General features: G+C 44.3%; 22 protein-coding genes and 1 tRNA gene. 16 read left to right on the plus strand and 7 right to left on the minus strand.

The annotated features are described in order from the left end of the window. Position 1: 1 nt before the first annotated feature. Together glmS and HOO90_RS01520 are read left to right on the plus strand one after the other, a co-directional pair. Complete coding sequence (gene glmS, locus HOO90_RS01515; RefSeq protein WP_292838756.1) at positions 2 to 1,831, plus strand: glutamine--fructose-6-phosphate transaminase (isomerizing); 1,830 nt, start codon at positions 2 to 4, stop codon at positions 1,829 to 1,831. 58 nt (positions 1,832 to 1,889) lie between these two features. Then, positions 1,890 to 2,516 carry an adenylate/guanylate cyclase domain-containing protein gene (locus HOO90_RS01520; RefSeq protein WP_292838758.1) on the plus strand — a complete coding sequence of 209 codons (627 nt, stop codon included), beginning with the start codon at positions 1,890 to 1,892 and terminating at the stop codon, positions 2,514 to 2,516. A gap of 19 nt (positions 2,517 to 2,535) precedes the next feature. On the opposite strand, the gene HOO90_RS01525 is transcribed toward HOO90_RS01520, so the two are convergent. Beyond that, positions 2,536 to 3,081 (minus strand): YaeQ family protein, encoded by a 546-nt coding sequence (locus HOO90_RS01525; RefSeq protein WP_292838759.1) that lies wholly within the window; start codon positions 3,079 to 3,081, stop codon positions 2,536 to 2,538. A 136-nt stretch (positions 3,082 to 3,217) separates the two neighbouring features. Between HOO90_RS01525 and ettA the strand changes: the two genes are divergently transcribed. Continuing rightward, a complete protein-coding gene (gene ettA / locus HOO90_RS01530) occupies positions 3,218 to 4,882 on the plus strand; it encodes an energy-dependent translational throttle protein EttA (protein ID WP_292838760.1) in 1,665 nt (554 codons plus the stop codon). A 72-nt stretch (positions 4,883 to 4,954) separates the two neighbouring features. Here the strand turns inward: ettA and HOO90_RS01535 are convergent, their stop codons facing one another. The 4 genes from HOO90_RS01535 to argS all read right to left on the minus strand — a co-directional run bounded on the left by HOO90_RS01535 (position 4,955) and on the right by argS (position 8,996). Then, positions 4,955 to 5,746 (minus strand): SDR family oxidoreductase, encoded by a 792-nt coding sequence (locus HOO90_RS01535; RefSeq protein WP_292838762.1) that lies wholly within the window; start codon positions 5,744 to 5,746, stop codon positions 4,955 to 4,957. A 182-nt stretch (positions 5,747 to 5,928) separates the two neighbouring features. Next, positions 5,929 to 6,573, minus strand: coding sequence for a thiol:disulfide interchange protein DsbA/DsbL (locus HOO90_RS01540; protein ID WP_292838764.1), 645 nt, complete (start codon positions 6,571 to 6,573; stop codon positions 5,929 to 5,931). Between the two features lie 126 nt (positions 6,574 to 6,699). After that, complete coding sequence (locus HOO90_RS01545) at positions 6,700 to 7,326, minus strand: SPOR domain-containing protein (protein WP_292838766.1); 627 nt, start codon at positions 7,324 to 7,326, stop codon at positions 6,700 to 6,702. Continuing rightward, complete coding sequence (gene argS / locus HOO90_RS01550) at positions 7,323 to 8,996, minus strand: arginine--tRNA ligase (RefSeq protein ID WP_292838768.1); 1,674 nt, start codon at positions 8,994 to 8,996, stop codon at positions 7,323 to 7,325. The genes HOO90_RS01545 and argS overlap by 4 nt, the downstream gene beginning before the upstream one ends. A gap of 187 nt (positions 8,997 to 9,183) precedes the next feature. On the opposite strand from argS, the gene HOO90_RS01555 reads away from it, so the two are divergent. The 9 genes from HOO90_RS01555 (at position 9,184) to hemE (ending at position 23,050) form a co-directional block, all read left to right on the plus strand. After that, positions 9,184 to 11,382, plus strand: coding sequence for a primosomal protein N' (locus HOO90_RS01555; RefSeq protein WP_292838770.1), 2,199 nt, complete (start codon positions 9,184 to 9,186; stop codon positions 11,380 to 11,382). Between the two features lie 136 nt (positions 11,383 to 11,518). Beyond that, positions 11,519 to 12,520, plus strand: a complete 1,002-nt coding sequence (locus HOO90_RS01560) for a catalase family peroxidase (RefSeq protein WP_292838772.1) — start codon at positions 11,519 to 11,521, stop codon at positions 12,518 to 12,520. A gap of 125 nt (positions 12,521 to 12,645) precedes the next feature. Next, positions 12,646 to 12,719: transfer RNA gene (locus HOO90_RS01565), tRNA-Gly, on the plus strand. A gap of 35 nt (positions 12,720 to 12,754) precedes the next feature. Then, positions 12,755 to 13,615: a bifunctional hydroxymethylpyrimidine kinase/phosphomethylpyrimidine kinase gene (gene thiD, locus HOO90_RS01570; protein WP_292838774.1), complete on the plus strand. Its 861-nt coding sequence runs from the start codon at positions 12,755 to 12,757 to the stop codon at positions 13,613 to 13,615. 72 nt (positions 13,616 to 13,687) lie between these two features. Then, on the plus strand, positions 13,688 to 14,320 hold the full coding sequence (gene thiE / locus HOO90_RS01575; protein WP_292838776.1) for a thiamine phosphate synthase: 633 nt from the start codon (positions 13,688 to 13,690) through the stop codon (positions 14,318 to 14,320). Between the two features lie 9 nt (positions 14,321 to 14,329). Next, entirely contained in the window at positions 14,330 to 15,619 is a 1,290-nt protein-coding gene (hemL, locus tag HOO90_RS01580) for a glutamate-1-semialdehyde 2,1-aminomutase (RefSeq protein ID WP_292838778.1), read from the plus strand. 131 nt (positions 15,620 to 15,750) lie between these two features. After that, the gene (locus tag HOO90_RS01585; protein WP_292838780.1) at positions 15,751 to 20,403 is read left to right on the plus strand and encodes a glutamate synthase-related protein; all 4,653 of its coding nucleotides are present in this window, start codon (positions 15,751 to 15,753) and stop codon (positions 20,401 to 20,403) included. Between the two features lie 33 nt (positions 20,404 to 20,436). Continuing rightward, a complete protein-coding gene (locus tag HOO90_RS01590; RefSeq protein ID WP_292838782.1) occupies positions 20,437 to 21,864 on the plus strand; it encodes a glutamate synthase subunit beta in 1,428 nt (475 codons plus the stop codon). A 121-nt stretch (positions 21,865 to 21,985) separates the two neighbouring features. Next, positions 21,986 to 23,050 (plus strand): uroporphyrinogen decarboxylase, encoded by a 1,065-nt coding sequence (gene hemE, locus HOO90_RS01595; protein ID WP_292838784.1) that lies wholly within the window; start codon positions 21,986 to 21,988, stop codon positions 23,048 to 23,050. A gap of 44 nt (positions 23,051 to 23,094) precedes the next feature. On the opposite strand, the gene HOO90_RS01600 is transcribed toward hemE, so the two are convergent. Further along, a complete protein-coding gene (locus HOO90_RS01600) occupies positions 23,095 to 23,694 on the minus strand; it encodes a cytochrome b (protein ID WP_292838786.1) in 600 nt (199 codons plus the stop codon). A gap of 105 nt (positions 23,695 to 23,799) precedes the next feature. Between HOO90_RS01600 and HOO90_RS01605 the strand changes: the two genes are divergently transcribed. Next, a complete protein-coding gene (locus tag HOO90_RS01605; protein ID WP_292838788.1) occupies positions 23,800 to 24,762 on the plus strand; it encodes a quinoprotein relay system zinc metallohydrolase 2 in 963 nt (320 codons plus the stop codon). A gap of 64 nt (positions 24,763 to 24,826) precedes the next feature. On the opposite strand, the gene HOO90_RS01610 is transcribed toward HOO90_RS01605, so the two are convergent. Next, positions 24,827 to 25,207 carry a DoxX family membrane protein gene (locus HOO90_RS01610; protein ID WP_292838790.1) on the minus strand — a complete coding sequence of 127 codons (381 nt, stop codon included), beginning with the start codon at positions 25,205 to 25,207 and terminating at the stop codon, positions 24,827 to 24,829. A 128-nt stretch (positions 25,208 to 25,335) separates the two neighbouring features. Between HOO90_RS01610 and HOO90_RS01615 the strand changes: the two genes are divergently transcribed. From HOO90_RS01615 to HOO90_RS01625, 3 genes are all read left to right on the plus strand, one after another. Then, positions 25,336 to 25,773: a GNAT family N-acetyltransferase gene (locus tag HOO90_RS01615; RefSeq protein ID WP_292838792.1), complete on the plus strand. Its 438-nt coding sequence runs from the start codon at positions 25,336 to 25,338 to the stop codon at positions 25,771 to 25,773. A gap of 97 nt (positions 25,774 to 25,870) precedes the next feature. Beyond that, entirely contained in the window at positions 25,871 to 26,422 is a 552-nt protein-coding gene (gene fae, locus HOO90_RS01620; protein ID WP_292838794.1) for a formaldehyde-activating enzyme, read from the plus strand. Between the two features lie 94 nt (positions 26,423 to 26,516). Beyond that, positions 26,517 to 26,747 carry a hypothetical protein gene (locus tag HOO90_RS01625; RefSeq protein ID WP_292838796.1) on the plus strand — a complete coding sequence of 77 codons (231 nt, stop codon included), beginning with the start codon at positions 26,517 to 26,519 and terminating at the stop codon, positions 26,745 to 26,747. The last annotated feature ends 14 nt before the right edge of the window (positions 26,748 to 26,761 follow it).

Raw genomic sequence — 26,761 nt, forward strand, 5'->3', positions numbered from 1 at the left:
TATGTGTGGCATCGTAGGTGCAGTAGCAAATAGAAACGTAGTTTCCACGCTAATAGAAGGCCTAAGCCGCCTTGAATATCGTGGTTATGATTCTGCTGGCGTGGCCGTGCTAAACGGCCAAGGCATCGAGCGTGTGCGTGCGGTAGGACGCGTTTCTAATATGACGGAAAAAGCCAATGCCGTGAATTTAAATGGACAAGTTGGCATTGGTCATACGCGCTGGGCAACACATGGGGGTGTAACAGAAAGCAATGCACATCCACATGTTTCTAAAGGTGAGTTAGCCGTGGTGCATAACGGCATTATCGAAAATCACGATGAGCAACGCACACGCCTAAAAGGCCTTGGTTACGAGTTCGTATCGCAAACCGATACAGAAGTGATTACGCATCTTATCCACTATTACCATCAAAATTTGCCATTATTAGCTGCAACACAAAAAGCCGTAGCAGAGTTGACAGGCGCATTTGCCATCAGCGTAATATCGATTAAAGAACCTGATCACATGATTACCGCACGCTTAGGTTGTCCATTGCTGATAGGTTTGGGCGAGGGAGAAAACTTCATTGCGTCCGATGTTTCAGCCGTGCTTTCAGTCACACGCAAAGTCATTTATCTTGAAGATGGCGATGTGGCCGATGTTCGTCGTGAAGGCGTGACAATCTTTGGCCATGACGGCAATATTGTGGAACGGAAAATACACCTGAGTGATGTGTCACTTGCCAGCATGGAGCTTGGCCCCTATGCGCATTTCATGCAAAAAGAAATTCACGAGCAGCCTCGTGCACTCGCCGATACGATTGAAGCGTTAATTGACGATAATCGCTTCTCCCCTGCTCTGTTTGGCGACAGTGCGGCAGAAGTTTTTAAACAAGTCGATAGCATTCTGATTCTAGCGGCGGGCACCAGTTATTACGCAGCACTTACCGCAAAATACTGGCTGGAAAGCATAGCCAAACTGCCCACCAATGTAGAAATTGCGAGTGAATATCGATATAGAGAGTCTGTACCAAATCCTCGCCAGCTGATTGTAACCATTTCACAATCAGGTGAAACGCTAGACACGATGGAGGCATTAAAACACGCTAAAAGATTAGGCCAAAATCTGACGTTAGCCATTTGCAATGTGCAAGAAAGTGCCATTCCACGGGCTTCTCAGCTTGTGTTTTACACGCGCGCTGGTGCTGAAATTGGTGTAGCTTCCACTAAAGCCTTCACCACCCAATTAGTGGCTCTATTTACTTTAGCCGCAACCTTGGCCAAACAACGAGGCAAATTAACCGCTGGTGAAGAGCAAGCACACTTAAGTGCCCTGCGCCAATTAGCAGGTAGCGTTCAGCATGCGCTCAACTTAGAGCCACAAATTCGTGAATGGGCTAAATCATTCGCCAATAAAGAACACGCTTTGTTTTTGGGACGTGGCATTCATTACCCAATCGCACTGGAAGGCGCACTCAAGCTTAAAGAGATCTCCTATATCCATGCAGAAGCTTATCCCGCAGGTGAGCTTAAACATGGCCCGCTAGCACTTGTCGATAGTGACATGCCGGTGGTGGTGATTGCGCCCAATGATGCGCTGCTGGAAAAAGTAAAATCGAACATGCAAGAAGTCAGTGCCCGTGGCGGTGAGTTATTTGTATTTGCCGATGCCGACAGCCACTTTACCGAATCAGAAGGTGTGCATGTGATACGTACACCGCGGCATGTGGGAATACTTTCGCCGATTCTACATACCATTCCAGTGCAATTGCTGGCCTATCACGCCGCCTTGCTGAAGGGAACGGATGTTGATAAGCCGAGGAACCTAGCCAAAAGTGTGACGGTAGAATAAAGGTAAGCTACCTTAGTTAGGCAAGAGTTTGCATGACGACATTTGAGCGAGAACAAAAATGGCCATTAGTTTAAGTACAGCAATGCGAAACTCTGAGGATAGGTTGTATGGGCTAATTGCACAACGATTAGCGCCTGATGCCAATAAGCAGGAAATTGACCAGCGTATTTGGGATTTATTTGGCGAAGAATGGTGCGTGATGATGACCGATTTGGCGGGATTTTCTCGCCGAGTGGCAGAGTATGGCATTATTCACTTCTTGCAGACAATTTATGAATCTGAACGTTTGTTATTGCCAGTGATTGAGCAGCATGAAGGGTTTTTGCTTAAAACTGATGGTGATTCCTTATTAATTATTTTTCGCAAACCACAAAAAGCGCTGCAATGTGCCATTGTGATGCAGCAAGTCTTAGTGCCTTACAATGAGGCTAAAGTCGAGCAGGAGAAAATACATTTATGTGTGGGTTTAGGTTTTGGAAAAATATTGCGTGTTGGAAATACAGAAGTGTTTGGTGCAGAGGTGAATGCCGCCTGTAAACTAGGTGAAGATAAGGCCATGCAGGGAGAAATCTTGGTCACAAAAGCGTTTCAGCAGGCTTGTAACGATTTTGCCGGAGTGCAGTATGAAAAGCTGGTGCACCCGCCAGCAGGAACAGATGCAGCGTACAAAGTGACCACGGCCTAACGCTAGCTTTTTGGAAGATTTAGTAAGTACTCGGTGCTTTTAAAATGTCGGGTGTAATGTCTAAAGTGCCACCGTCATGCCCTACCATGATTTGCCCATCTTGAATGGTGCAACTGATGTTAAGGCCACGCTCTGCAATATTGGAGAGTTCTTTTGTATCAGGTAAATTAATCACCGTCAGATTGTTCGTTTTAAGCAGGGCTTTGCTGTTTGCCGTCCACCACATCTCTGCAATGCGCCCGCCGTAAAGTATTACTACAACTTGCTTGGCGCGCCCGGCCGCTTTGCGAATATCACGCTCGGTGGGTAAGCCCACATCCATCCAAAGTTCAATGGCACCTGTTAGGTCTTTTTGCCATAAGTCAGGCTCTTCATCGTCACTCAAGCCTTTGCCGAATATCAACGCTTCATTGGCGTACATGGCAAAACCAATTAGTCTTACCATCACTCGTTCATCCGTTTCTGACGGGTGTTTTGCAATCGTTAAACTATGCTGTTGGTAGTAATTGCGATCCAAGTCTGAAACTTGCAGATCGACTTTATAAATTGTGGATTTGATTGCCATGGTAATTTTGAATTCTTTTAAGTGGATGCATTATACCTATAAATGGTTAGGCAATCTGGCTGGCATACTTGATGGCGAGCAAGGCGCCCCGCTTTCTGTTAAGCTTTCATTTTTTCTAATTCACAGATAATTAAAAATGGCTCAATACGTAATGTCTATGCTCCGCGTGAGCAAAATTGTTCCTCCAAAAAGAACTATTATTAAAGATATTTCCTTATCTTTTTTCCCTGGCGCAAAAATTGGTTTGTTAGGTTTAAACGGCTCGGGTAAATCTACCGTGTTGCGCATTATGGCGGGTGTAGATAAAGAGTTTGAAGGTGAAGTGCAATGGCAGCCGAATATGACCATAGGCTACTTGCCGCAAGAGCCGCAATTAGACCAAGAAAAAACGGTGCGTGAAGAAGTCGAATCGGGCATGGGTGAAGTGATGGAAGCACAAGCCAAGCTGGAGGCTGTGTATGCGGCCTATGCGGAGCCAGATGCAGATTTTGATAAATTGGCAGAAGAGCAAGCCAAGTGGGAAAACATTATCGCGGCTAGCGGTAGCGACTTAACTACTCAGCTAGAAATTGCCGCTGATGCGCTACGCTTACCACCTTGGGATGCGAAAATTGGCCCACTTTCTGGTGGTGAAAAACGCCGTGTGGCTTTGTGCAAACTATTGCTGTCTAAGCCAGATATGCTGCTGCTAGACGAGCCAACCAACCATTTGGATGCAGAGTCAGTGGAATGGCTGGAGCAGTTCTTGGTGCGCTTCCCAGGCACCGTGGTGGCGGTCACGCATGATCGATACTTCCTTGATAACGCGGCGGAATGGATTTTAGAGCTAGACCGGGGCCATGGCATTCCATGGAAAGGCAATTACTCAAGCTGGTTGGACCAAAAACAAGCGCGTTTGGCTTTGGAAGAATCACAAGAATCTTCACGTCGAAAAGCCTTAAATACTGAGCTGGAGTGGGTGCGCCAAAACCCGAAAGCACGCCAAGCGAAGAGTAAATCACGTATTGCACGCTATGAAGAGTTGGCCAGTGCTGAATATCAAAAACGTAATGAAACGCAGGAAATTTTCATTCCAGCAGGCGAGCGTTTAGGTGACCAAGTGATTGAATTCAACGGCGTCAGTAAAGCCTTTAAAGATAGACTTTTGATTGATAATCTAAGCTTTAGTGTGCCAGCTGGCGCAATTGTTGGCATTATCGGCCCTAACGGCGCGGGTAAATCAACCCTGTTTAAAATGATTACAGGCAAAGAAACACCAGACAGCGGCGAAGTAAAAATCGGCCAAACCGTAAAAATGGCTTATGTTGACCAAAGCCGCGATGCATTAAGCGATGCCAAAACGGTATTCGATGAAATCTCAGGTGGTTCAGATATTCTTACTGTGGGTCGTTACGAAACGCCATCACGTGCTTACATCGGTCGCTTCAATTTTAAAGGTGGCGATCAGCAAAAAATCGTTGGTCAGCTTTCAGGAGGTGAGCGTGGTCGCTTGCACTTAGCTAAAACGTTGATTTCAGGTGGCAATGTGTTATTACTCGATGAGCCTTCAAATGACTTAGATGTAGAAACATTACGGGCGCTAGAAGATGCATTGCTTGAGTTTGCAGGTTGCGTACTAGTAATTTCACATGATAGATGGTTCTTAGACCGTATCGCGACACACATATTGGCTGCAGAGGGCGAATCGCAATGGACGTTCTTCAACGGTAACTATCAGGAATATGAAGCGGATAAACGTAAACGCTTGGGTGAAGAAGGTGCTAAGCCGAAACGTATCAGGTATAAACCGATTACACGTTAAAGCCTTGAAACATATGCCCTGCGAGCCGCACTGCTATTGGCTTGCAGAACATCTATATTAAATTAAAATTTACTATAACCAATCCCAATCCAAGCGCTTCTTATGAGGCGCTTTTTTCATAGCAAAATCCCATAAGAATGGCGGTATCAAACGCATGAATCTTGCCACCCAACCCATCTGCCATGGAATCACAATAAAGCGGCGTTTGTTTTCTACGGCATTGGCAAACTTGTGGGCAAATACAGTAGCGTCCATTAAAAATGGCATTTTATATTGATTCACGTCGGTCATCGCTGTGCGAATATATCCTGGTGCAATAGTAGTGACGCAAATATTATTGCGTGCCATTTCGACGCGTAAACTTTCTAAATAGCTGATGGCAGCCGCTTTACTAGCACTGTAGGCGCCTGCTCCAGGCAAGCCGCGTATGCCAGCCACGCTTGCAACGCCAACTAGTTGCCCACGCTTAACCTGACGCATGGCGGCAATAAAGGGCTGAAAAGTGTGCACTAAGCCCAGCACGTTAATATCCATAATCGCCTGAAAAGCGACGATGTCTTCCACGTGCTCCGTGAGCGTTCCGCGACTGACACCCGCATTTGCTATAACTACGTCGGGCGTGCCATGCTTTTGCATGAAATCGTTAGCAGCCAATGCGAGTGCCGCACTATTTCGTACATCAAGCGGGTAAATCTCACATTTAACTTGATAGGATTTTTCGAGCAATTCTTGCAGCTTGTGTAAGTGTTCACTACGCCTAGCAACTAAGCCTATAGAGGTATCGTTATTGTTATAACGCTTGGCATATTCTAGTGCCAGCGCTTTGCCGATGCCACTGGATGCGCCAGTAATAAAGATTTTCATGGTGATGCCTTAAGAAAAAACAGAGTTATATGCATGTTGACAAATATTATAGACGTAAAAAACCCGTTTATACCGAGAGGTAAAACGGGTTCATTTCATTTATAGTTGTCAAAGTTTAAAGCAGATAATTTACCAGCTAAAAATCTTGTTGAAAAATGTTTTGAGCCAGTTCGATTCTGTTGTTACTTTTTTGCGGAAGAAGCCGCCTTTGCTTTTTCCGCACGCAGATTGGCAATAATGTAGTCGGCCGTTCTAAGTGTTGCTTCATTACCACCAGCAGTGCTCATAGTGGCAAATTGCCCATCAATGATTAAAGTTGGTACGCCAGTTGCACCAGAGGCGCGAAATACATTGGCGGCTTGATTAAGTCGGTTGTTCATTGAAAAAGATTTAAATGTAGCTTCAACTCTTGCCTTATCTAAACCACCCTTTTTAGCAATCCAATTAATGGCAGCGGCTTCATCCGTCGGGTTCAAGTCTTTTTCTTTATGAATTGCATCAAATAATGCAGTGTGCAGTTTCGCTGATAACTTTAAGTCTTCCAAGGCGTAGAAGGCTTTTGCCATGGGTGCCCAAGCTGGCTGTGGTAAGCCAGGAATGCGCTTAAACACTACATCAGAAGGTAATTTTTTAACCCAAGCTTCAAGTAGCGGATCCATGTGGTAACAATGGCCGCAGCCATACCAAAATAATTCAATGACTTCGATTTTATTGGGGGTATCTTTAGGAATTGCTTGCGCGGTTCTGTCGAAATCCGTACCCAGTTGTGGGTCTGCCATCACGTTAAATGAGGCTAATAACAACAATGCGCTCAACCATTTTTTCATTTTTAGATTCCTTTTAACTTTAACTCGTTTAAAAAATATTGCTATTACTCTCAATCAGCAAGCTAAACGTATGACTGGATTTTTGGCTGACAATTCAGCCGAATAATCCTAGTCCGAAATTTTTGCTTATTGATTTTCGTTATTCACTTTAATTAAATCGGCATTAAAGCCGTTGTTAACTAAATCAGTTTTGGTTTTATTGATTTGGTCTAGGTCGTTTAAAGGACCAACGCGAACACGGTGCCAAATGCCTTTTTCTGGAATACTGGCCGTTTGTACCACCGCTTCAAAACCTTGTAAGGCTAATTTCGCCTTTAAATTATCGGCTTCTTCTTCAGTTTGAAAAGCACCAACCTGTAAGAAATAGCTTTTTTGTACCACTGGTTGCGGTTCGTTTTCTTTGATTTTGATCTCCTCTTCTTTACTTACTTTGCTCTCACTGCCTGGCAAAATTGTGTAAAAATCAAAGCGTGTTTCATTTTCGCTACTTTCGGCATTTGTGGCCTCAACTTGTTCTGCTGCGGCTTTTTCTGCCTTTGCTTTTGCGTCCTCTTTAATCTTATCGGCGAGCGGCTTGCCAGATTCTTTGCCTGCTTGAAAACTAAATGGGCTGTTATCGCCTTTAATGTACATCACTACTGTAAGTGAGGCCGCGACACCTAATAAAACACCTACTAGTAAGCCAGTGAAGAACGGGCTACCTTTGCTGGGCGCTTTTGATCTTGTGGGGCTTGGTTTGTAATCTCTACTCATATTGCTTCAGTCCTTACCATTTTCTCTGGTGCGCTGACACCCAGTAAATCTAAACCATTTTTTAAGACTTGGCGTGTAGCGTAAATCAAGCTTAAGCGCGCTAGTTTAACGGTTTCATCGTCAATTAAAAACTTGTATTCATTGTAATAACTATGCAAATCACTCGCCAAATCTTTTAGATAATTAGCAATTACATGAGGCGCCAGCTCAGTTGCGGCATTTTCAACTATTTCTGGAAAAGCACTAAGACGCTGTAATAACTCAGTTTCATGTGGATTATTAAGTGGGCTTAAATCTACATCATTTAGTTCCGTTGCAACACCGCCCCATTGGGTTAATACGCTGCAAATACGGGCATGCGCATATTGAATATAAAATACAGGGTTATCGTTGGTTTGCGCTCTTGCTAAATCTATATCAAATACCAATTGTGAGTCGGAACGACGCGCCGCCAAGAAATAACGTGTGGCATCACAGCCGACTTCTTCAATCAGGTCACGAAGCGTAACGTAGCTACCGGCACGTTTTGAGAGTTTAACTTCTTCGCCGCCACGCATCACCGTGACCATTTGATGCAACACGTAATCTGGCCAGCCTTTTGGAATGCCTGCATCCAATGCTTGTAAGCCAGCACGCACACGAGTGATGGTACTGTGATGGTCTGCGCCCTGCTCGTTAATAACACGCACAAAGCCACGCCGCCATTTTTCTGCATGGTAAGCCACATCGGGTACAAAATAGGTATATCCACCTTCAGTTTTGCGCATCACGCGGTCTTTGTCATCACCAAAGTCAGTGGTTTTCAACCATAACGCATTATCTAGTTCATAGGTGTGACCGCTTTTAATCAACTCTTGTACGGCCTCTTCAACTTTGCCATCGGAGTACAACGCACTTTCTAATGAAAATACGTCAAACTTGATTTGAAAGGCTTTTAAATCTAAATCTTGCTCATGGCGCAAATAAGCCACGGCAAAGGTGCGTACGGCATCTTCGTCAGCAATATCGCCATTCGCAGTAACTTGCATGTCATCGGCAGTTACGGTTTCTTTGTTCAAAAACGCATTGGCGATGTCTAAAATATAATCGCCGCGGTAGCCATTTTCAGGAAAGCTGGCATCATCGGTAGAAATGCCCTTACAGCGCGCTAATACGGAAATAGTAAGATTATCGATTTGCGCGCCAGCATCGTTGTAATAAAACTCTCGAGTAACGTCCCAGCCGTTGGCTTCTAGCAAGCGTGCTAGGCAATCGCCCACTGCCGCACCGCGGCCGTGCCCCACATGCAATGGGCCTGTAGGGTTGGCAGAGACAAATTCAACTTGTACTTTCTGACCTTTACCTACATTGTTACGTCCATATTGCACGCCTGCATTAAGAATATTTTGCACCACAGCTTGTTGGGATTGCGCGTTTAAAAAGAAGTTAATAAATCCTGCGCCTGCGATTTCAGTTTTCGCGATATAGTCACTCGCTGGTAATGCTTCTAGAATTTGCGTAGCGATTGTGCGTGGATTTTGTTTAAGTGGCTTAGCCAAGACTAAGGCCAAATTCGTGGCAAAATCACCATGTTCGGCCGATTTCGGGCGTTCAAGTAAAATGGTCGCTTCAAATTCAGGCGCAATAGTTTTTGCGGCTGAAGTCAGTAATTGGGTAAGATGTGCTTTCAAAACAAATAGGTGCTCAAAAAATAGAAGTAAAATTATCGAAGGGTGTTATTTTAACCTACTCGCTAGTACTTTTTTGTAATTCTTTGTTTCTTTGCTTAGTATCTTTTTATGTATCATTTATCGATTTAAACTCAATTAGCTATTCTCAAATTAAATTATCCTTAAATAAAAATGTGCGCCTTTCAAATTGCCTAAACCAGTCCTGAAAATTGCCTTAGATGTGCCGCTAGACCGCTTATTTGACTATTTGAGTGGCGGTCAGTCTGTTGAAATTGGCCAGCGCGTGCTAGTTCCATTTGGCCGCAGCAGCCAAATTGGTATCATCATGGGTAAAGCCGATACGAGTGATTTTCCCATTGAAAAACTAAAGCCAATAGCGCAAATTTTTGCGGATGAAGCGCCTATAGATATCGAAACGCTGAATTTAATTAAATTCAGCGCAGATTATTATCAGTATCCATTTGGACAAGCCCTACTTTCTGCCTTGCCCGCAAGGTTGCGACAAATTGCCCCTGCCGTATCGCGCAAGCAATATGCTTATCAATTGACAGATTTTGGTCGTGCGCAAACCATTGAGCAAATACCCAAGCGTCAATTAGTCACGCGCCGAGTTTTTGAGGCTTTGCAAGCCGCTGAATTGATAACAGAAGCGGCGTTAGATGCAATTTCAAGCAGTGCACGTAAAGTAGCTAAACACTTGGTGGCGCAAGGCTGGGCAAGCAGTCAGCAAGTACAAGCGACCATCAAAACATTAGAAACGTCAGCGGCGATTGAGCCGCAACTTAACGAGGAGCAAGCGCTGGCAGTGCAGCGCATTACCCAAGAGGCGCAAATTTTTAAGCCTTGGCTAATACATGGCATTACTGGCAGCGGCAAAACCGAAGTTTACATGCGTTTAATGCAGCATATTTTGCAGCAAGAGAATGCTCAAATCTTAGTATTAGTACCAGAAATTAACCTAACCCCTCAGTTAGAATCGCGCTTCAGAAGCCGCTTTGCCAATATTTCGCTAGTGAGTTTACATAGCAACTTGAGCGAGAGTGAACGCTTACATCATTGGCAATTGGCACAATCTGGTTCGGCTAAAATAATTATTGGTACCCGCCTTTCTATCTTTACGCCCTTGCCAAATTTAAAGCTCATCATCATTGATGAAGAGCATGATGGTTCGTATAAGCAGCAAGATAGCATGCGCTACCACGCACGCGATATTGCACTGGTGAGAGCCAAGCGCTTGAATATTCCAGTCGTGCTGGGTTCTGCCACACCAGCACTAGAGAGCTGGCACAATGCCACGGCAAATAAATACAATTTACTTAGCCTGAATCAACGCGCGGTTACAGCGGCCCAACTACCTAATATTGAGTGTATTGATACGACTAAAGTGAATCTACAACAGGGGCTAACGCCGCAACTAATTGCTGCACTAAAGTTAAGGTTAGCGCGCAAAGAGCAAAGTTTGCTATTCATTAACCGTCGTGGTTATTCGCCCGTTTTGTTGTGCACGGCTTGTCATTGGATAGCGCCCTGCATGCGCTGTAGCAGTCGCTTGGTGGTGCATTTAGGGCAACGTAAACTGCGTTGCCACCATTGCGGACATGAGCAAAAAATTCCACAGCAATGCCCAAGTTGCGGCGATGCGGATTTGCACCCCACGGGACATGGTACACAAAGGCTTGAGCAAACCTTAGCGCAATTACTACCTAATGCGCGCATCGCTCGCGTCGACCGCGATAGCATCAGCCGCAAAAATGCTTTGGTGGAGATTTTAGATAAAGTACATAACCAAGAAATAGACATTTTGGTGGGCACGCAAATGCTCGCTAAAGGACATGATTTTCCGAATCTGACTTTAGTAGGCGTGATTGATACTGACAGCGCCTTGCATAGCCCCGATTTTCGGGCGAGTGAGCGCTTGTTTGCGCAACTCATGCAGGTCGCTGGGCGCGCTGGTCGGGCAGATAAAGCGGGGCAAGTCATTATTCAAACGCAGTTTCCAGAGCATGTGCTATTTAACGCCCTACGCAGCCAAGATTATGTGAGCTATGCCAACGCGATGTTGCAAGAGCGTGAGCAAGTGCAGTTTCCGCCTTATGTATTTATGGCATTGTTGCGTGCAGAAGCGAATGATTTTGCACTTGTGCAGCAATTTTTAAATCATGCCTTTAAATTAGCGCGAGGATTCAATGCAGATGTAACGGTGTATGACCCAATTCGCCCGCAAATGGAGCGCTTAAAAGGCATGGAGCGCGGCCATATCTTGATGCAAACTGCTAATAGAACTGCACTGCAAAAGTTGCTAAGAAATTTGGTGGCTGAATTAAGAGGCCAGACGATTGCTGCAAAAGTCAGATGGACAGTTGATGTCGATCCATTAGAGTTTTAAGGTTGAATTATCGCCTTAGGGTAAATTTCCCCAACACTTATAATTTTTTTGTATAAACTAATTCAAAGCAAGTCTTTGACAGCATTAACTAAATTCTTGAATATTGCACTAACAAAACAAATTTAGGGAACCTCTCATGTCAAAATTTATTACACCGCTAGTCATTGGATTGCTGGTTTTGGTAAGCGCCAGCAAGGCTCAAGCCGAAGATGTTCAAGCAAAAGAAGCTAAATCAGTGGTTGAGCAAATTGTAGACGTGCAAACCAAAATTGCCGGCGGCCCGCACAAAGGTTTTCGTGCAAACCACGCTAAAGGCATTGTAGCAACGGGTGTGTTTACGCCTGCAGCGAGTGCGGCAAGTTTAACGAATGCGGCACACTTGCAAAAAACGCCAAGTGAGGTCATTGTGCGATTTTCAAACGCCACGGGTATTCCAACCATTGCTGATGTCAGCCCTAAGGCCAATCCACGCGGCATTTCAATTCGTTTCAAGCTTCCAGACAATCAATTTACAGATATTGTAAGTTTGTCGGTAAATCGCTTTCCTGTAGCTACACCCGAAGCATTTTTAGCTTTTTTGCAAGCCAATGTAGCAACCAAAGCAGATTCACCGAAACCCACACCCATTGAACAGTTTTTAGAAGCAAACCCGAGTGCCAAAGCTTTTGTAAAATTGCCAAAGCCAGCGCCAGCCAGCTATGCCAATCAATCCTATTTTGGTCTCAATGCTTTTAAGTTTACCAATGCTAAGGCTGAAACACGTTATGGGCGCTACCAAATTACGCCGCTCGCAGGCAATATAGCCTTGGAAGAAAGTCAGGTGGTAGGTGCAGCGCCAAACTATCTTTCAGAAGAACTAGCTACAAGGTTGAAGCAAGGCGAAGCCAGTTTTCGTATTAGCGTGCAACTGGCTAATGAAGGCGATAATATCAACGACCCAACGGCTGTTTGGCCAGACGATAGAACACAAGTGGAGCTTGGTACGCTAACCTTAAAAGCTATTCCTGCGGATGGCAAAAATTTAGAACAAAAAATTGCATTTAACCCGTTAAATCTAGTCGACGGCATTGCACCTTCAGAAGACAAAATTTTGCTAGCCCGCCCCGCCGCTTATGCGGTGAGCGTTTCACGTCGATAATCTTCATAATCTTAAAACAATCTTGGCAGCCTAAAGAAATTTAGGCTGCTTTCAAACATAATTCCACTTGTGTCGTTACTGTGTCGTCACCTGTAAAATGATTCGAGGTATAATTTGTACCTTACGCGGGTGTAGTTCAGTGGTAGAACGCTAGCTTCCCAAGCTCGATATGCGGGTTCGATTCCCGTCACCCGCTCCAATTAAATTGATGTAATCATTTAGCGTATAAACACTATGGCAAATCAGGCACCACCTTCAGTATTAACCTTTGCAGGCACCGACCCTAGTGGTGGTGCTGGTTTGCAGGCTGATATTTTGACCTTTGCCAGTATTGGTTGCCATCCGCTCTCTGTGGTAACGGCGATTACCGTGCAAGACACGCGTGGTGTAGACAGCGTATTGGCGATGGATGCCGATTGGGTGAACGACCAAGCGCGCGCCATTTTAGAAGATGTGCAGGTTTCAGCATTTAAATTAGGTCTATTAGGTTCAGTAGAAAATATCGCGGTGATTGCCGAAATTATGGCGGATTACCCAGATGTGCCCTTATTGATAGACCCAATTTTAACCTCTGGCCGTGGCGATGATTTAACCAATGACGATATGATGGATGCGATGATTGAATTGTTATTTCCACAAGCGACGTTAATCACACCGAATAGTCTGGAGGCACGTCGATTGGCCTTTGCAGATGCTGATGACGAAGTGGCATTGACCTCTTTAGATGAAGCCGCCGCCCGGTTGCTCGAGATGGGTAGTGAGTACGTACTGATTACGGGCACACACGAGCGTACCCTAGAGGTGACCAATACTTTATATGGCGAAAGTCGCTTGATTAAAGCCTACAAGTGGGACCGTCTAGTCGGCAGTTATCATGGCTCAGGTTGCACACTTACCAGCGCTATTGCTGCGTGCATGGCGCACGGTTTGAGCATGGAAGAAGCTGTAATGGAAGCGCAAGAATACACCTGGCAAACCCTTAAAAATGGCTTTAGGCCTGGCATGGGGCAATTTATTCCAGACCGCATGTTCTGGGCGCGTGATGAAGAAGATGCCGTTGTAGATAGCGGTGATGGAAATACTAAAACGCACTAATGTTTTATAAAGCTCACAAATATTAAAATCCGTCATTCTTCGTTATGTTCAAACGACGCTGTAAGGTTCTAGATGCAGGCTCATAAAATCAGCGGTTTATACGCAATCACGCCAGACGAAGCAGACACAGCCTTACTTTTGACCAAAGTAGAAACCGCCCTTCAAGGCGGAGTAAGCATTCTGCAATATCGCAATAAGCCAGCCAACCATAAACTACAAACGCAACAAGCGCGCGCCATATTGCCGCTATGCAGGCAATATCATGTGCCATTTATTATTAATGATTCAGTAAAGCTTTGCCTGACATTAGACGCAGATGGCGTACATTTAGGCGCAGATGATGGCAATATCGTCGAGGTTCGCGCAAGACTTGGTGCAGATAAAATACTAGGTGCATCCTGCTACAACAGCTTTGATTTAGCGCTAAGCGCACAACAAGCGGGTGCAGATTATGTAGCCTTTGGCGCTTGTTTTGCTTCAAGCACCAAACCGCATGCACCTGTAGCAAGTTTAGATTTATTCAAACAAGCCAAAGCGCAATTGCATATTCCAGCAGTGGCTATTGGCGGCATTACCTTAAAAAATGCACCATCGTTAATAGAAGCTGGTGCCAATTCAATTGCAGTGATTAATGCAATTTTCAGTCAAGATGACGTAAAATCTACCACTCAACAATTTACACAATTATTTAGAGCTAAATCCTAAGGCAAAATCATGACTTCAACCAATCAAACCCTTTTCGACAAATCTCAAGAACTGATTCCTGGTGGTGTGAACTCGCCAGTGCGCGCTTTTCGTAGCGTGGGCGGTACGCCGATTTTCTTTAAAAAGGGCTTGGGTTCTAAGTTGTGGGATGTAGATGGTAAGGAATATATCGACTACATTAATTCTTGGGGTCCGATGATTGTCGGCCACGCGCACCCTACGGTGATTAATGCCGTGCAAGAAGCGGCAGCAAATAGCTTGAGTTTTGGTGCGCCTACAGGGTTGGAGCTTGAAATGGCGCAGCTGATTAATAAGCTTGTGCCGAGCATGGAGCAAGTGCGCTTGAATAGTAGCGGTACCGAAGCGACCATGAGCGCGATTCGCACGGCGCGTGGTTTTACGGGGCGCGATAAAATTGTGAAGTTCGAAGGCTGTTACCACGGCCATTCGGATGGCTTGTTGGTAAAGGCGGGTTCTGGACTATTAACTTTTGGAGAACCAGACTCAGGCGGTGTTCCAGCGAGTGTGGCAGCGCATACGCTCACTTTGGAATATAACAACACACAGCAATTAAAAGATTTGTTTGCCAAATCTGGCGATGAAATAGCTTGCGTGATTATTGAGCCGGTCGTCGGCAATATGAATTTAATCGTGCCGCATATGGAGTTCTTGCAAACGCTACGCGAACTTTGCACAAAACACGGCGCGGTGTTGATTTTTGATGAAGTGATGACGGGCTTCCGCGTAGCTTTGGGCGGTGCGCAAGCGCTGTATAACATCAAACCAGATATGACGACTTTGGGTAAAGTGATTGGCGGCGGTTTACCAGTAGGTGCATTTGGCGGGCGTAAGGATATTATGCAGTGCCTTGCACCTGTGGGTAAGGTGTATCAGGCGGGTACATTGTCAGGCAATCCTGTTGCGGTTACTGCTGGTTTAAAAACGTTGGAGTTGATTCAGGCACCAGATTTTCACGCTAAATTAACTGCGCAAACTAAAAAATTGGTCGATGGCCTAAAAGTGGCCGCCAAAGAAGCGGGTGTGATATTTAATGCACAAAGTGTTGGCGGCATGTTTGGCCTATATTTCTGTGAAAAATGCCCAACTTCTTACCATGAGATGATGCAATCCAACAAAGAGTACTTTAATCAATTCTTCCACAGCATGTTAGATAGCGGCATTTATTTAGGTCCCTCCGCCTTTGAGGCTGGCTTTGTTTCAGCCGCACATAGCGAAGAAGATATTGCGAATACAATTGCTGCCGCGAAAAAGGCTTTTCAAACGCTAGTTACTTCTTAGTTGAGAGGTGGTGGTGCCCAAACAGGCTTGATTGACAAAATAATCTCTATCTTTACGCTCTATCTTATTGAACAGATAGACTTTAAGCGGTAAAATTAAAGGTTCCGCTAAATGTTTTGTGATTAAATAATATGGCATCAGATTTAAGTAATTCTATCGTTCGTTCCAATCAGCCAGTAAGTCAAGGCCTATATCGCTCAACTCACGAGCGTGATGCTTGTGGTGTGGGTTTTGTTGCGCATATCAAAGGTAAGAAAAGCCATGATATTGTGCAAAAAGGTTTGGAGTTGCTCACCAACTTAACGCATCGCGGTGCAACAGGCTATGACCCTAAGTTGGGTGACGGTGCTGGTTTGCTTATGCAAATGCCAGATGCATTTATGCGTAAAGAAGCGGAAAAGCTTGGTATTAGCCTTCCTGAAGCAGGTCAATATGCCGTTGGTAATGTATTTTTGCCACAAAATGCTAAAAATCGTGAAACCTGCGAAGCGCTAATTAGCAAAATAATTTCGGAAGAAAATCAAACATTATTGGGCTGGCGTAACGTGCCAGTAGATAACAGTAACATCGCCCAAGCAGCGCGTGATGTTGAACCTACCATGCGCCAGTTGATTATTGGCGCTACTTCAGTGGACCAAACCAAAGAAAATCAAAATAAGTTCGAGCGTAAGCTGTTTGTGATTCGCAAACGCATTGAGCATGCGGTTCGTGCATTGAATCTGCAAGATAAAGCTACGTTCTATATACCCTCGTTGTCTTCGCGCACCATTGTTTACAAAGGGATGTTGCTTGCAAATGAAGTCGGGGTTTATTACAAAGATTTAAGCGATGAGACGCTGGTTTCAGCTCTGGCGTTAGTGCATCAACGTTTCTCAACCAATACCTTCCCGGCTTGGGACTTGGCACATCCATTCCGTATGATTGCGCATAACGGTGAAATTAATACCGTGCAAGGTAACGTTAACTGGATGGCTGCGCGTCACGAGACTATGAAGTCAAGTGTGATTGGCAAGGATTTAGAAAAGCTTTGGCCGCTGATTGTGGACGGTCAGTCAGATTCTGCATGCTTTGATAACTGTTTGGAACTGTTAGTGGCGGGTGGATATTCATTACCGCATGCTATGATGATGTTGATTCCAGAAGCATGGAATAATAATGCGATGATGGATGAAGAGCGTCGCGCGTTCTACGAATACCACGCAGCCCTAATGGAGCCATGGGATGGCCCTGCGGCGGTAGCATTTACTGATGGTCGTATGATTGGTGCAACTTTAGACCGCAACGGTTTGCGTCCAGCACGTTATCTGGTGACGGAAGATGACCTTGTGATGATGGCGTCTGAAATGGGCGTATTGACATTTCCTCAAGAAAAAATCGTTAAAAAATGGCGACTTGAACCTGGAAAAATGTTGTTAATAGATACCGAGCAAGGTCGCATTATTGGTGATGCCGAAGTGAAAAATGCACTTGCGACGGCTAAACCTTATAAACAATGGATTGAAAAAACACGCTATTTCTTGAGTGATATGCCTAAAGTTGAAGGCGAGTTAGAAATAGCGGCTAGCTTATTAGATACTCAGCAAGCTTTCGGTTACACACAAGAAGATATAAAATTCGTAATGCTGCCGATGTTGCTAAACGGCGAAGAAGGTGCTGGCTCAATGGGTAACGACGCCGCTTTGCCAGTGCTGTCAGCCAAACCGAAATCACTTTATAACTACTTCAAACAATTATTTGCGCAAGTGACTAATCCCCCAATTGACCCGATTCGTGAAGAATTAGTCATGTCATTGGTGACTTTTATTGGCCCTAAACCAAATTTACTGGCTGTGGATGAATCTACTCCACCAATCCGTTTAGAAGCTAGTCAGCCAGTGCTGACGCTAGATGAGTTAGAGCAATTGAAAGCCATTGCGACACTTACACAAAACCAATATAAGTCTTTGGTGTTAGATATTACTTATCCCGCAAGTCAAGGTAAAGCTGGCATGGTTGCAGCGGTTGCGAGCATTACCAGCGCGGCTCAAAGTGCCGTTCAAAGTGGATTTAATATTCTAATCCTTTCGGATAGAAATATAAGTGCCGATCGCCTAGCAATTCCAGCGCTACTGGCTTGTTCTGCAACACATGAGCATTTGGTGAGAGCAGGCTTGCGAACCAGTGCAGGCTTGGTGATTGATACAGGCTCAGCACGTGAAGTACATCACTTTGCCTTATTAGCAGGTTACGGCGCAGAGGCAGTTTGTCCGTGGTTAGCGTTTGAGACAATTAAACATCTGGATGTTAAAGATGACTATGTAGCTGCTAAAAACTTTGTAAAAGCCATCGGCAAGGGCTTGTACAAAGTTATGTCAAAAATGGGAATTTCGACTTATCAATCCTATTGCGGAGCTCAAAAATTTGAAGCGATTGGTTTAAGTACAGCTTTTGTCGAGCAATATTTTACAGGCACGACTACCAATATTGAAGGTATAGGACTCGAACAAGTGGCAGAAGAGGTAGAACGTTTGCATCTAGCGGCGTTTGGTGAAGACCCAGTGCTGGCGAACAGCTTGGATGCGGGCGGTGAGTACGCATTTCGGGTGCGTGGCGAAGAACACATGTGGACACCTGATTCGATTGCAAAACTACAATATGCAACACGTACTGGTCAATACGATACCTATAAAGAATACGCTAAGTTGATTAACGACCAAACACGCCGTCACATGACTTTACGTGGCTTGTTTGAGATTAAATCAGTAGGTAAAGCAATTCCGCTTGAGCAGGTTGAACCTGCAAAGGAAATCGTAAAACGTTTTGCTACCGGCGCGATGTCATTGGGTTCCATTTCAACAGAAGCGCATGCAACGTTAGCAATTGCCATGAATCGTATCGGTGGAAAATCAAATACGGGTGAAGGCGGCGAAGATGCTAAACGGTTTATTCCAGTGTCTATTGACACCACAATGGCAAAGGTCATTGGTGACAATGTAATTGTCAAGGACATCGCTTTAAAAGCAGGCGACTCGATGCGCTCGAGTATTAAGCAAGTAGCTTCTGGTCGTTTTGGGGTTACTGCGGAATATTTGGCGAATGCTGATCAGATTCAAATTAAAATGGCGCAAGGTGCAAAACCAGGTGAAGGTGGCCAATTGCCAGGCCATAAGGTGAGTGAGTACATTGCAAAACTGCGTTTTTCAGTACCTGGTGTGGGTTTGATTTCTCCTCCTCCACACCATGATATTTATTCTATTGAAGATTTAGCGCAGCTGATACATGACTTGAAAAATGCCAATCCTAAAGCCTCAATCTCTGTTAAGTTAGTGGCTGAAACCGGTGTGGGTACGGTAGCCGCAGGTGTTGCAAAAGCAAAATCAGACCACATCGTGATTGCAGGTCACGATGGCGGTACAGGCGCTTCACCAATTTCATCAGTTAAACATGCTGGCGGCCCATGGGAAATCGGTCTTGCTGAAACGCAGCAAACTTTAGTGTTAAACCAATTACGCGGCCGCGTAGTGGTGCAAGTGGATGGCCAAATTAAAACTGGTCGCGATGTTGTCATTGGCGCGCTATTAGGTGCTGATGAGTTCGGTTTTGCTACGGCACCACTAGTGGTTGAAGGCTGTATCATGATGCGTAAATGTCATCTGAATACATGTCCTGTTGGCGTGGCCACACAGGACCCAGAACTTCGTAAGCGCTTTACTGGTCAGCCAGAGCATGTGGTGAACTACTTCTTTTTTGTTGCTGAAGAGGTGCGTGAATTAATGGCTTCTATTGGTGTGGCTAAGTTTGACGATTTAATTGGTCGCGCAGACCTACTCGATATGCACGCGGGCATTGAACATTGGAAAATCAATGGTTTAGATTTCAGTAAAGTGTTCCATTTACCTGCAATGCCAGCCGAAGTTTCACGTAAAAACAATGATGTTCAAGACCATGGCCTAATAAATGCACTGGATAACAAATTGGTGGCATTAGCGAAACCAGCGCTTGAAACAGGTAAAAATGTGGTGCTGGATATTGCTATTTCAAATACAAATCGCACTGTTGGCACTATGTTGTCGAATCAAATTGCCACGCGATATGGAAATGCTGGCTTGCCAGATGACACGATACATGTCAATTTCACTGGGACTTCCGGCCAAAGTTTTGCCGCATTTTTGGCTAAAGGCATTACCTTTGAATTGACTGGCGAAGGCAATGATTACGTAGGTAAAGGCCTATGCGGAGGTCGAATTATTATTAAACCGCCTGCATTATTCCGTGGTGTATCGCATGAAAATATTATTGCTGGTAACACCGTGATGTACGGTGCAACAACTGGTGAAAGTTATCTCAGTGGCGTGGCAGGTGAGCGTTTCTGTGTGCGTAACTCAGGCGCTACGGCGGTAGTTGAAGGTGTAGGCAATCATGGTTGTGAATATATGACAGGTGGTACTGTGGTGGTGCTTGGTTTAACAGGCCAAAATTTCGCCGCAGGCATGAGCGGTGGCGTGGCCTATGTGTACGATGAAGACGGTTTATTTGCCAAACGCTGTAACATGAATATGGTTTCACTTGAAAAAGTTGAAGCCACAGAATCCAGTGTTGGAAAAGTACAGCATTTAGATCAACCAGATGAAGTGACACTAAAAACTCTGGTAGAAAACCATGCAAAATACACTGGGAGCTTGCGTGCAAAAGCCATACTGGCTGATTGGGTAAATTACAGGGCTAAGTTTGTCAAAGTGATGCCAAATGAATACAAGCGGGCATTGATTGAACTTGCTGAAGACAAAGCACTGGTAGCGGCTTAAGGCGCAACAGGATAAAGGGTAAAGGCTTAAAGTATGGGTAAGGCAACGGGATTTATGGAATACGCAAGACTGGCAGAAGCAAATCTGCCTGTTACTGATCGCGTTAAAAACTACAAAGAGTTTGTATTGCATCTAACGGATGATCAAGCAAAGCAGCAAGGTGCACGCTGTATGGATTGTGGCATTCCGTTCTGTACCACTGGATGTCCAATCAATAACATCATTCCAGATTGGAATGATTTGGTGTATCACCAAGACTGGAAATCCGCAATTGACGTTTTGCACTCAACTAATAACTTTCCCGAGTTTACGGGCCGTATCTGCCCCGCGCCGTGCGAGGCTGCTTGCACGCTTAACATCAATGCCGATGCTGTTGGTATTAAATCAATAGAACATGCGATTATTGATAAAGCTTGGGAAAACGACTGGGTAACTCCGCAAATCCCTAGCCAAAAAACAGGTAAAAAAGTGGCAATCGTTGGCTCTGGTCCTGCTGGTTTAGCTGCTGCGCAGCAATTGGCGCGTGTGGGCCATTCCGTCGTTGTACTTGAAAAGGAAACACGTGTAGGCGGCTTACTACGATACGGTATACCAGACTTTAAAATGGAAAAATCGCATATTGACCGTCGCATGGTGCAAATGCAGGCGGAAGGCGTGGAGTTCCGGGTTAATCAACATGTGGGCGAGAATGTGAAAGCGGATGATTTGCTGGCAGAGTTTGATGCAGTAATCTTAGCAGCCGGTGCGGAAAATCCGCGTGATTTGCCAGTGAAGGGTCGTGAATTAGACGGTGTTCACTTTGCGATGGATTTTTTGACACCACAGAATAAAGTGGTAGCGGGTGATAGCATTGCAGAACAAATTAAGGCCACTGGCAAGCACGTGGTGGTGATTGGTGGCGGTGATACGGGTTCTGACTGCGTAGGCACTTCAAATCGCCACGGTGCGGTAAGTATTACCCAGTTTGAATTAATGCCGCAACCACCAGAAAAAGAAAATAAAGAACTTGTTTGGCCAAATTGGCCGCTGAAAATGCGTACATCCAGCTCGCATGAAGAAGGCGCAAATCGTGATTGGTCTATTACCACCAAAGAATTAATTGGGGAAAACGGTAAACTTGTAGCATTAAAAGGCGCGAAAGTGGAATGGAAAGATGGCAAAATGGTTGAAGTCGCGGGATCTGAATTCATGATTAAAGCCGACTTAGTCTTATTAGCCATGGGCTTTGTCTCACCAGTGCAAAAACTACTAGAAGTATTTGGTGTAGAAAAAGATGCACGTGGCAATGCGAAAGCCGCTACCGAAGGCAATGACAGCTATAAAACCAGCAAGGCCAAAGTGTTTGCAGCGGGTGATGTGCGTCGCGGGCAATCATTGGTGGTATGGGCAATTCGCGAAGGCCGCCAGGCAGCGCGGGCTGTAGATGAGTTCTTAATGGGCGCTTCTACACTGCCACGCTAGATGAGATAAAAATTAAATTAGTAAAATAAAAACTGAAACTAATTAAAAATTAAAGGACGCGAAGTAAATCAGTTTGCGTCCTTTTTTATTAGATGAATGCCATTTTAAATAGGTAAACACAATGAGTGAATTAAAAAATGACACGTTCTTAAAAGCATTAATGCGTCAGCCGACCGACTACACCCCAGTGTGGATGATGCGTCAAGCAGGACGTTATTTACCTGAATATCGTGAAAGCCGCAAAACAGCAGGTAGCTTCTTGCAATTGTGCAAAAACGCACAATTTGCAACGGATGTCACGCTTCAGCCGTTAGATCGTTATCCTTTGCTAGATTCTGCCATTTTGTTCTCGGATATTCTTACTGTGCCCGATGCAATGGGTTTAGGTTTGTATTTTGAAGAAGGTGAAGGCCCAAAGTTTGAGCGTACTTTACAATTAGAAGTTGATATTCAAAAGCTAGAAGTGCCAGACATGGCTAAATTGCAATATGTATTTGATGCCGTAAGCAGCATACGCAAGGCTTTGAATGGGCGAGTACCATTGATTGGTTTTTCAGGTAGCCCTTGGACCCTCGCCACTTATATGGTGGAAGGTAAAGGCGGTACAGACTTTTTAACCACTAAGAAAATGGCTTATGCCCGCCCTGATTTATTGCATCATATTTTAGAAACAACAGCGCAAACTGTTATTCAGTATTTAAATGCGCAAATCGCCGCAGGCGCGCAAGCGGTAATGATTTTTGATTCATGGGGCGGCGCGCTTTCACACGATGCTTACATTGAATTTTCACTGAATTACATGCAAAAAATCGTGGCTGGATTAACCAAAACCAATGATGGTCGCAAAGTGCCAAGTGTTGTGTTTACCAAAGGCGGTGCCTTGTGGTTAGAAGCACAAGCCGAGATTGGAGCAGATGCGCTTGGTTTAGATTGGGCGGTGGATATTGGTCAAGCACGTCAACGAGTGGGCGATAAAGTAGCACTACAAGGCAACTTAGACCCTGCAATTTTGCTTTCAACACCAGAAGCGATTGAGGAGCAAGTAGAAAATGTATTACGCAGCTATGGCCATGGACATGGCCATGTGTTTAATCTAGGTCACGGTATCACGCAATGGACGCCGCCAGAGAACGCGGCAGCAATGTTAGATGCGGTTAGAAAGCATAGTCAGCAATATCATAAATAAAGAAAAAGCCCGAAATAGTCGGGCTTTTTTATTAAAGCTTTATCTTATTTCAAAGTCATACGTTTCATCGTGTCATCTTTATCAATGAACTTGTGCTTTAACGCCCCTGCAACATGCAGACTAATGACGAGTATAAATATTAACACAACGATTTCGTGCACTTCTTTAAATAATTCTCTGACGTCTTTATTGTCCAATCCTTTGATAAAGTCAGTGCCAAACCACATGAGGCCGTATTTACTGTTGATGGCCATGATGAGGCCGCTTAAAGGTACAGCAATCATTAACAGGTAGAGAACATGATGTGTGCCAGTCGCAAGTTTGCGTTCCCAAGCTTTGTATGAGGTTAGCAAGGCGGGTGGGCGGTGGGTAATGCGCCATACTAAGCGCAAGGCGATTAAAACCAACAACGTGACGCCTATAGATTTATGCAGGTTAAAGTAAAAAGTTCTGGGGCTCGCTTCTTCAGCTAGATTCCATGTATAGATGCCTAAGTTAAACAAATCGAAGCCCAATTGTTTTGATGCATCTTTAGGAAGTTCACTCATAAACCAGCCGAGCGCAAACATACCAAAAACAACAAGCGCGATAAGCCAGTGTAGAATAACAGCGACATTAGTATAACGTGTTGAAACTTGATTCATTGTAGTATCCTGAAGGTAAAAAACGCTTATGTGACAGTGGTCACTGCGAATGATTGCATAAAAGCGCACCATTCTAATCGGTAATATCTAATTAAGGAATAATTCATGCCAAATCTAATGATAATCATGAGTATGCTGGCTTTTATTGGCTGTGCGCATTCACAGACGGATCAAGCGCAACTAGTCAAACAGCATGATTTTGCGCTAGAAAGTTTAGGTGATGGCATCTATGTGCATCATGGCGTTCATACAGACATCGACGAGGGCTATCACGGAGACATTTGTAATGCGAGTTTTATCATCGGTAGCAAAGGTGTTGCAGTGATTGATACGGGAGGTAGCTTAAAGGTAGGGCAGCAGTTGCATGATGCAATAAGAAAAGTAACCTCTTTGCCCGTTTTATATGTCATTAACACACATGTGCACCCAGACCATATTTATGGCAACGCAGCTTTTTTAACTGGTGAACCAAATGAATTAAAACCCCAATTTATTGGGCATGACAAATTGGCCGATGCAATGGAGTTACGACGCGAGCAATATGCTAAATTGAATGCTCGCTTATTAGGTGAAGATGCAATAGGCAGTGAGCTTGTGAAGCCTAATGTTGCTGTAAAGCTTACAGCAGATTTAACTTTGGATTTAGGTGATAGAAAACTCATCGTTAAGGCACATCCGATTGCGCATACCAATACTGACGTTTCGGTGATAGAAAGCAAGGCCAGTACATTATTTGCCGGTGACTTGCTCTTTATCGAACGTACTCCTGTATTAGAGGGCGATATTAAAGGCCTGATTGCAGAAATTGAAAAATTAAAAAGCAGTCCTGCCAAACAGGTTGTACCGGGGCATGGCCCGGTTACAAAAAATTGGGTAGAAGCACTGAATAATGCACAACATTACTTAACAGTTTTGTTGGCAGACATACGCGCCAGTATTAAAAAAGGTGAAACCATGGAGTCGACCATGAATACAGCCGCCGCATCAGAAAAGGATAAATGGTTGTTGTTCGATATTGCGAATAGGCGCAACGTGAATACGATTTACCCTGCGTTAGAATGGGAATAATTTAAGTACAGGCTTCAATAAAAAGCGGCCAATGGGCCGCTTTTTGCTAAACATAACATTGAATTTATTTTTTTATGTTATCTAAGCTATAAGCCGTTTGCGGATGACTACTTAAAAGCAACATGCCACCAGCGATTCCTAAATATAAGAAGAATACGTCTGGGCTGATGCGCCCAAGTACAAATGCTAAAAATAGCGCGAGTGACATTAAAACCAGTGCCGCAATTTTGGTTTTATAACCCACTAATAATGCCAAACCACCTAAAAGTTGCACTAAAATAAGTAAAGGTGCAAATAGCAATGGCAGGCCAAATTGTCCCAGTGTCATTTGGTAGTGTAAGTAGCCGTCAGGCTGGCTGGTGATCGCTACTAGTTTGAGTAATACAACACCCAAAAAAACTGAAGCCAATAAAATTCGTGCAACAGTGGTTTGATATTTTTGCATAATTAAAAACCTTAAAAAATTTAACTAAAATTTGTAAACATGCATAATGCCTACGATGCCAAATCTTCGCAAGTGAAAATCTAGGATGTTGAATGCAATCGATGTAAACAAAATGGGTGAGGTAGGAATTGAATCATCAATATCAGGTAGAAGTCGTAAGTTGGCAGAGCCATCAGGCAGCGTTGAGTCAGGTACGTCAGCAGGTATTTATTGACGAGCAAAACGTACCAGTTGAACTTGAACTCGATGATTTAGATGCGGATGCAATCCATTTATTGGTAGAAAATCAAGAAAATCAGCCAATTGCCTGTGCACGGTTGCTGGCAAATGGCAGTATTGGTCGAATGGCGGTACTTATGGATTGGCGCATGCGTGGCATCGGTTTAGCCATGCTAGACAAGGCAATAAGCATACATCGGCAGTTAGGACGAAACACTATTTTGCTTTCAGCACAAACACATGCCATTGGATTTTATTTAAAAGCTGGTTTTGTGGTAGTGAGTACGCCGTATTTAGATGCAAATATTCAGCATGTCGACATGCAATTTATCGTTGGAAAAGCTTAGTTTTTCGTTTAGTAAATTGCCTAAACCATGCTGAATCTATAGAATCTCGCTATTATTAATTTATCAATTATCAATCACAGACACTTAAGGAATACTCATGTCAAAAATCATTTTTAAAGCGGGCGAAGCCACCGTTTATTCTGAAGGTAAAGATGTTACTGCAGCAATGCCAGAAATTCTAATTGGCGCTGTTGACGGCCCAGTAGGCCAAGCATTTGCAAACTTAATGGCGCAAAGTAAAGGCCACACTGCGATGTTTGCCGTGCGTGATATTAACCAATTAGTTCGCCCTGCCTGTATGATGGTGCCAAAAGTTACATTAAAAGGCAGCACCGATGTGGGTTTATTTGGTGGCGTGGTACAAGCGGGTGTGGCGGATGGTATTTTAGATGCGGTGATTGAAGGCATTATTCCAAAAGACCAAGTGAATGATTTATGTATCGTTGCTTTGTTATGGATTGATCCAGGTTGTATCGAGCTAGAAAAAGCGGGCACATTAGATAAGGCGGACTTGTACAAAAACAACTACGAAGCGATTAAACTAGCGCTTAAACGTGCATTGAACGATGAGCCAACGATTGATGAGTTAATTGCGAATCGTCACAAAATCAAACACTGTATGTGGGAAGATAGCTGGGATCAGAAGTAAGTCTTAAAATTAGTGGGAATTAATCCCACAAAACACTTGCCAAAATATGTAAAGGTTTTTAATATAAATCGGTAACACATTATTAGGGGGTGATATGGATGAGCGTAACGTATGTATGGAAGCTTTCGCACGACTATGTGAAGATGTGAATACAGATAAAAAATCGGCGATTGACCAGTCTGATTATTGGTTGTTTGAGTTAGGTTTTAGGTCGGCAATTGAAGAATTATTGTCGATTGCGGATGCTGGATCACAAAGTAGAAAATTTGTATCACCACGTTTTCAAATGTTGGCGGATAAGATTTTGAACTCACGTGTTCATTAATAACAACGAAATTG

It is taken from the genome of Methylotenera sp. (assembly GCF_013141425.1).
Classification (GTDB): Bacteria; Pseudomonadota; Gammaproteobacteria; order Burkholderiales; family Methylophilaceae; genus Methylotenera.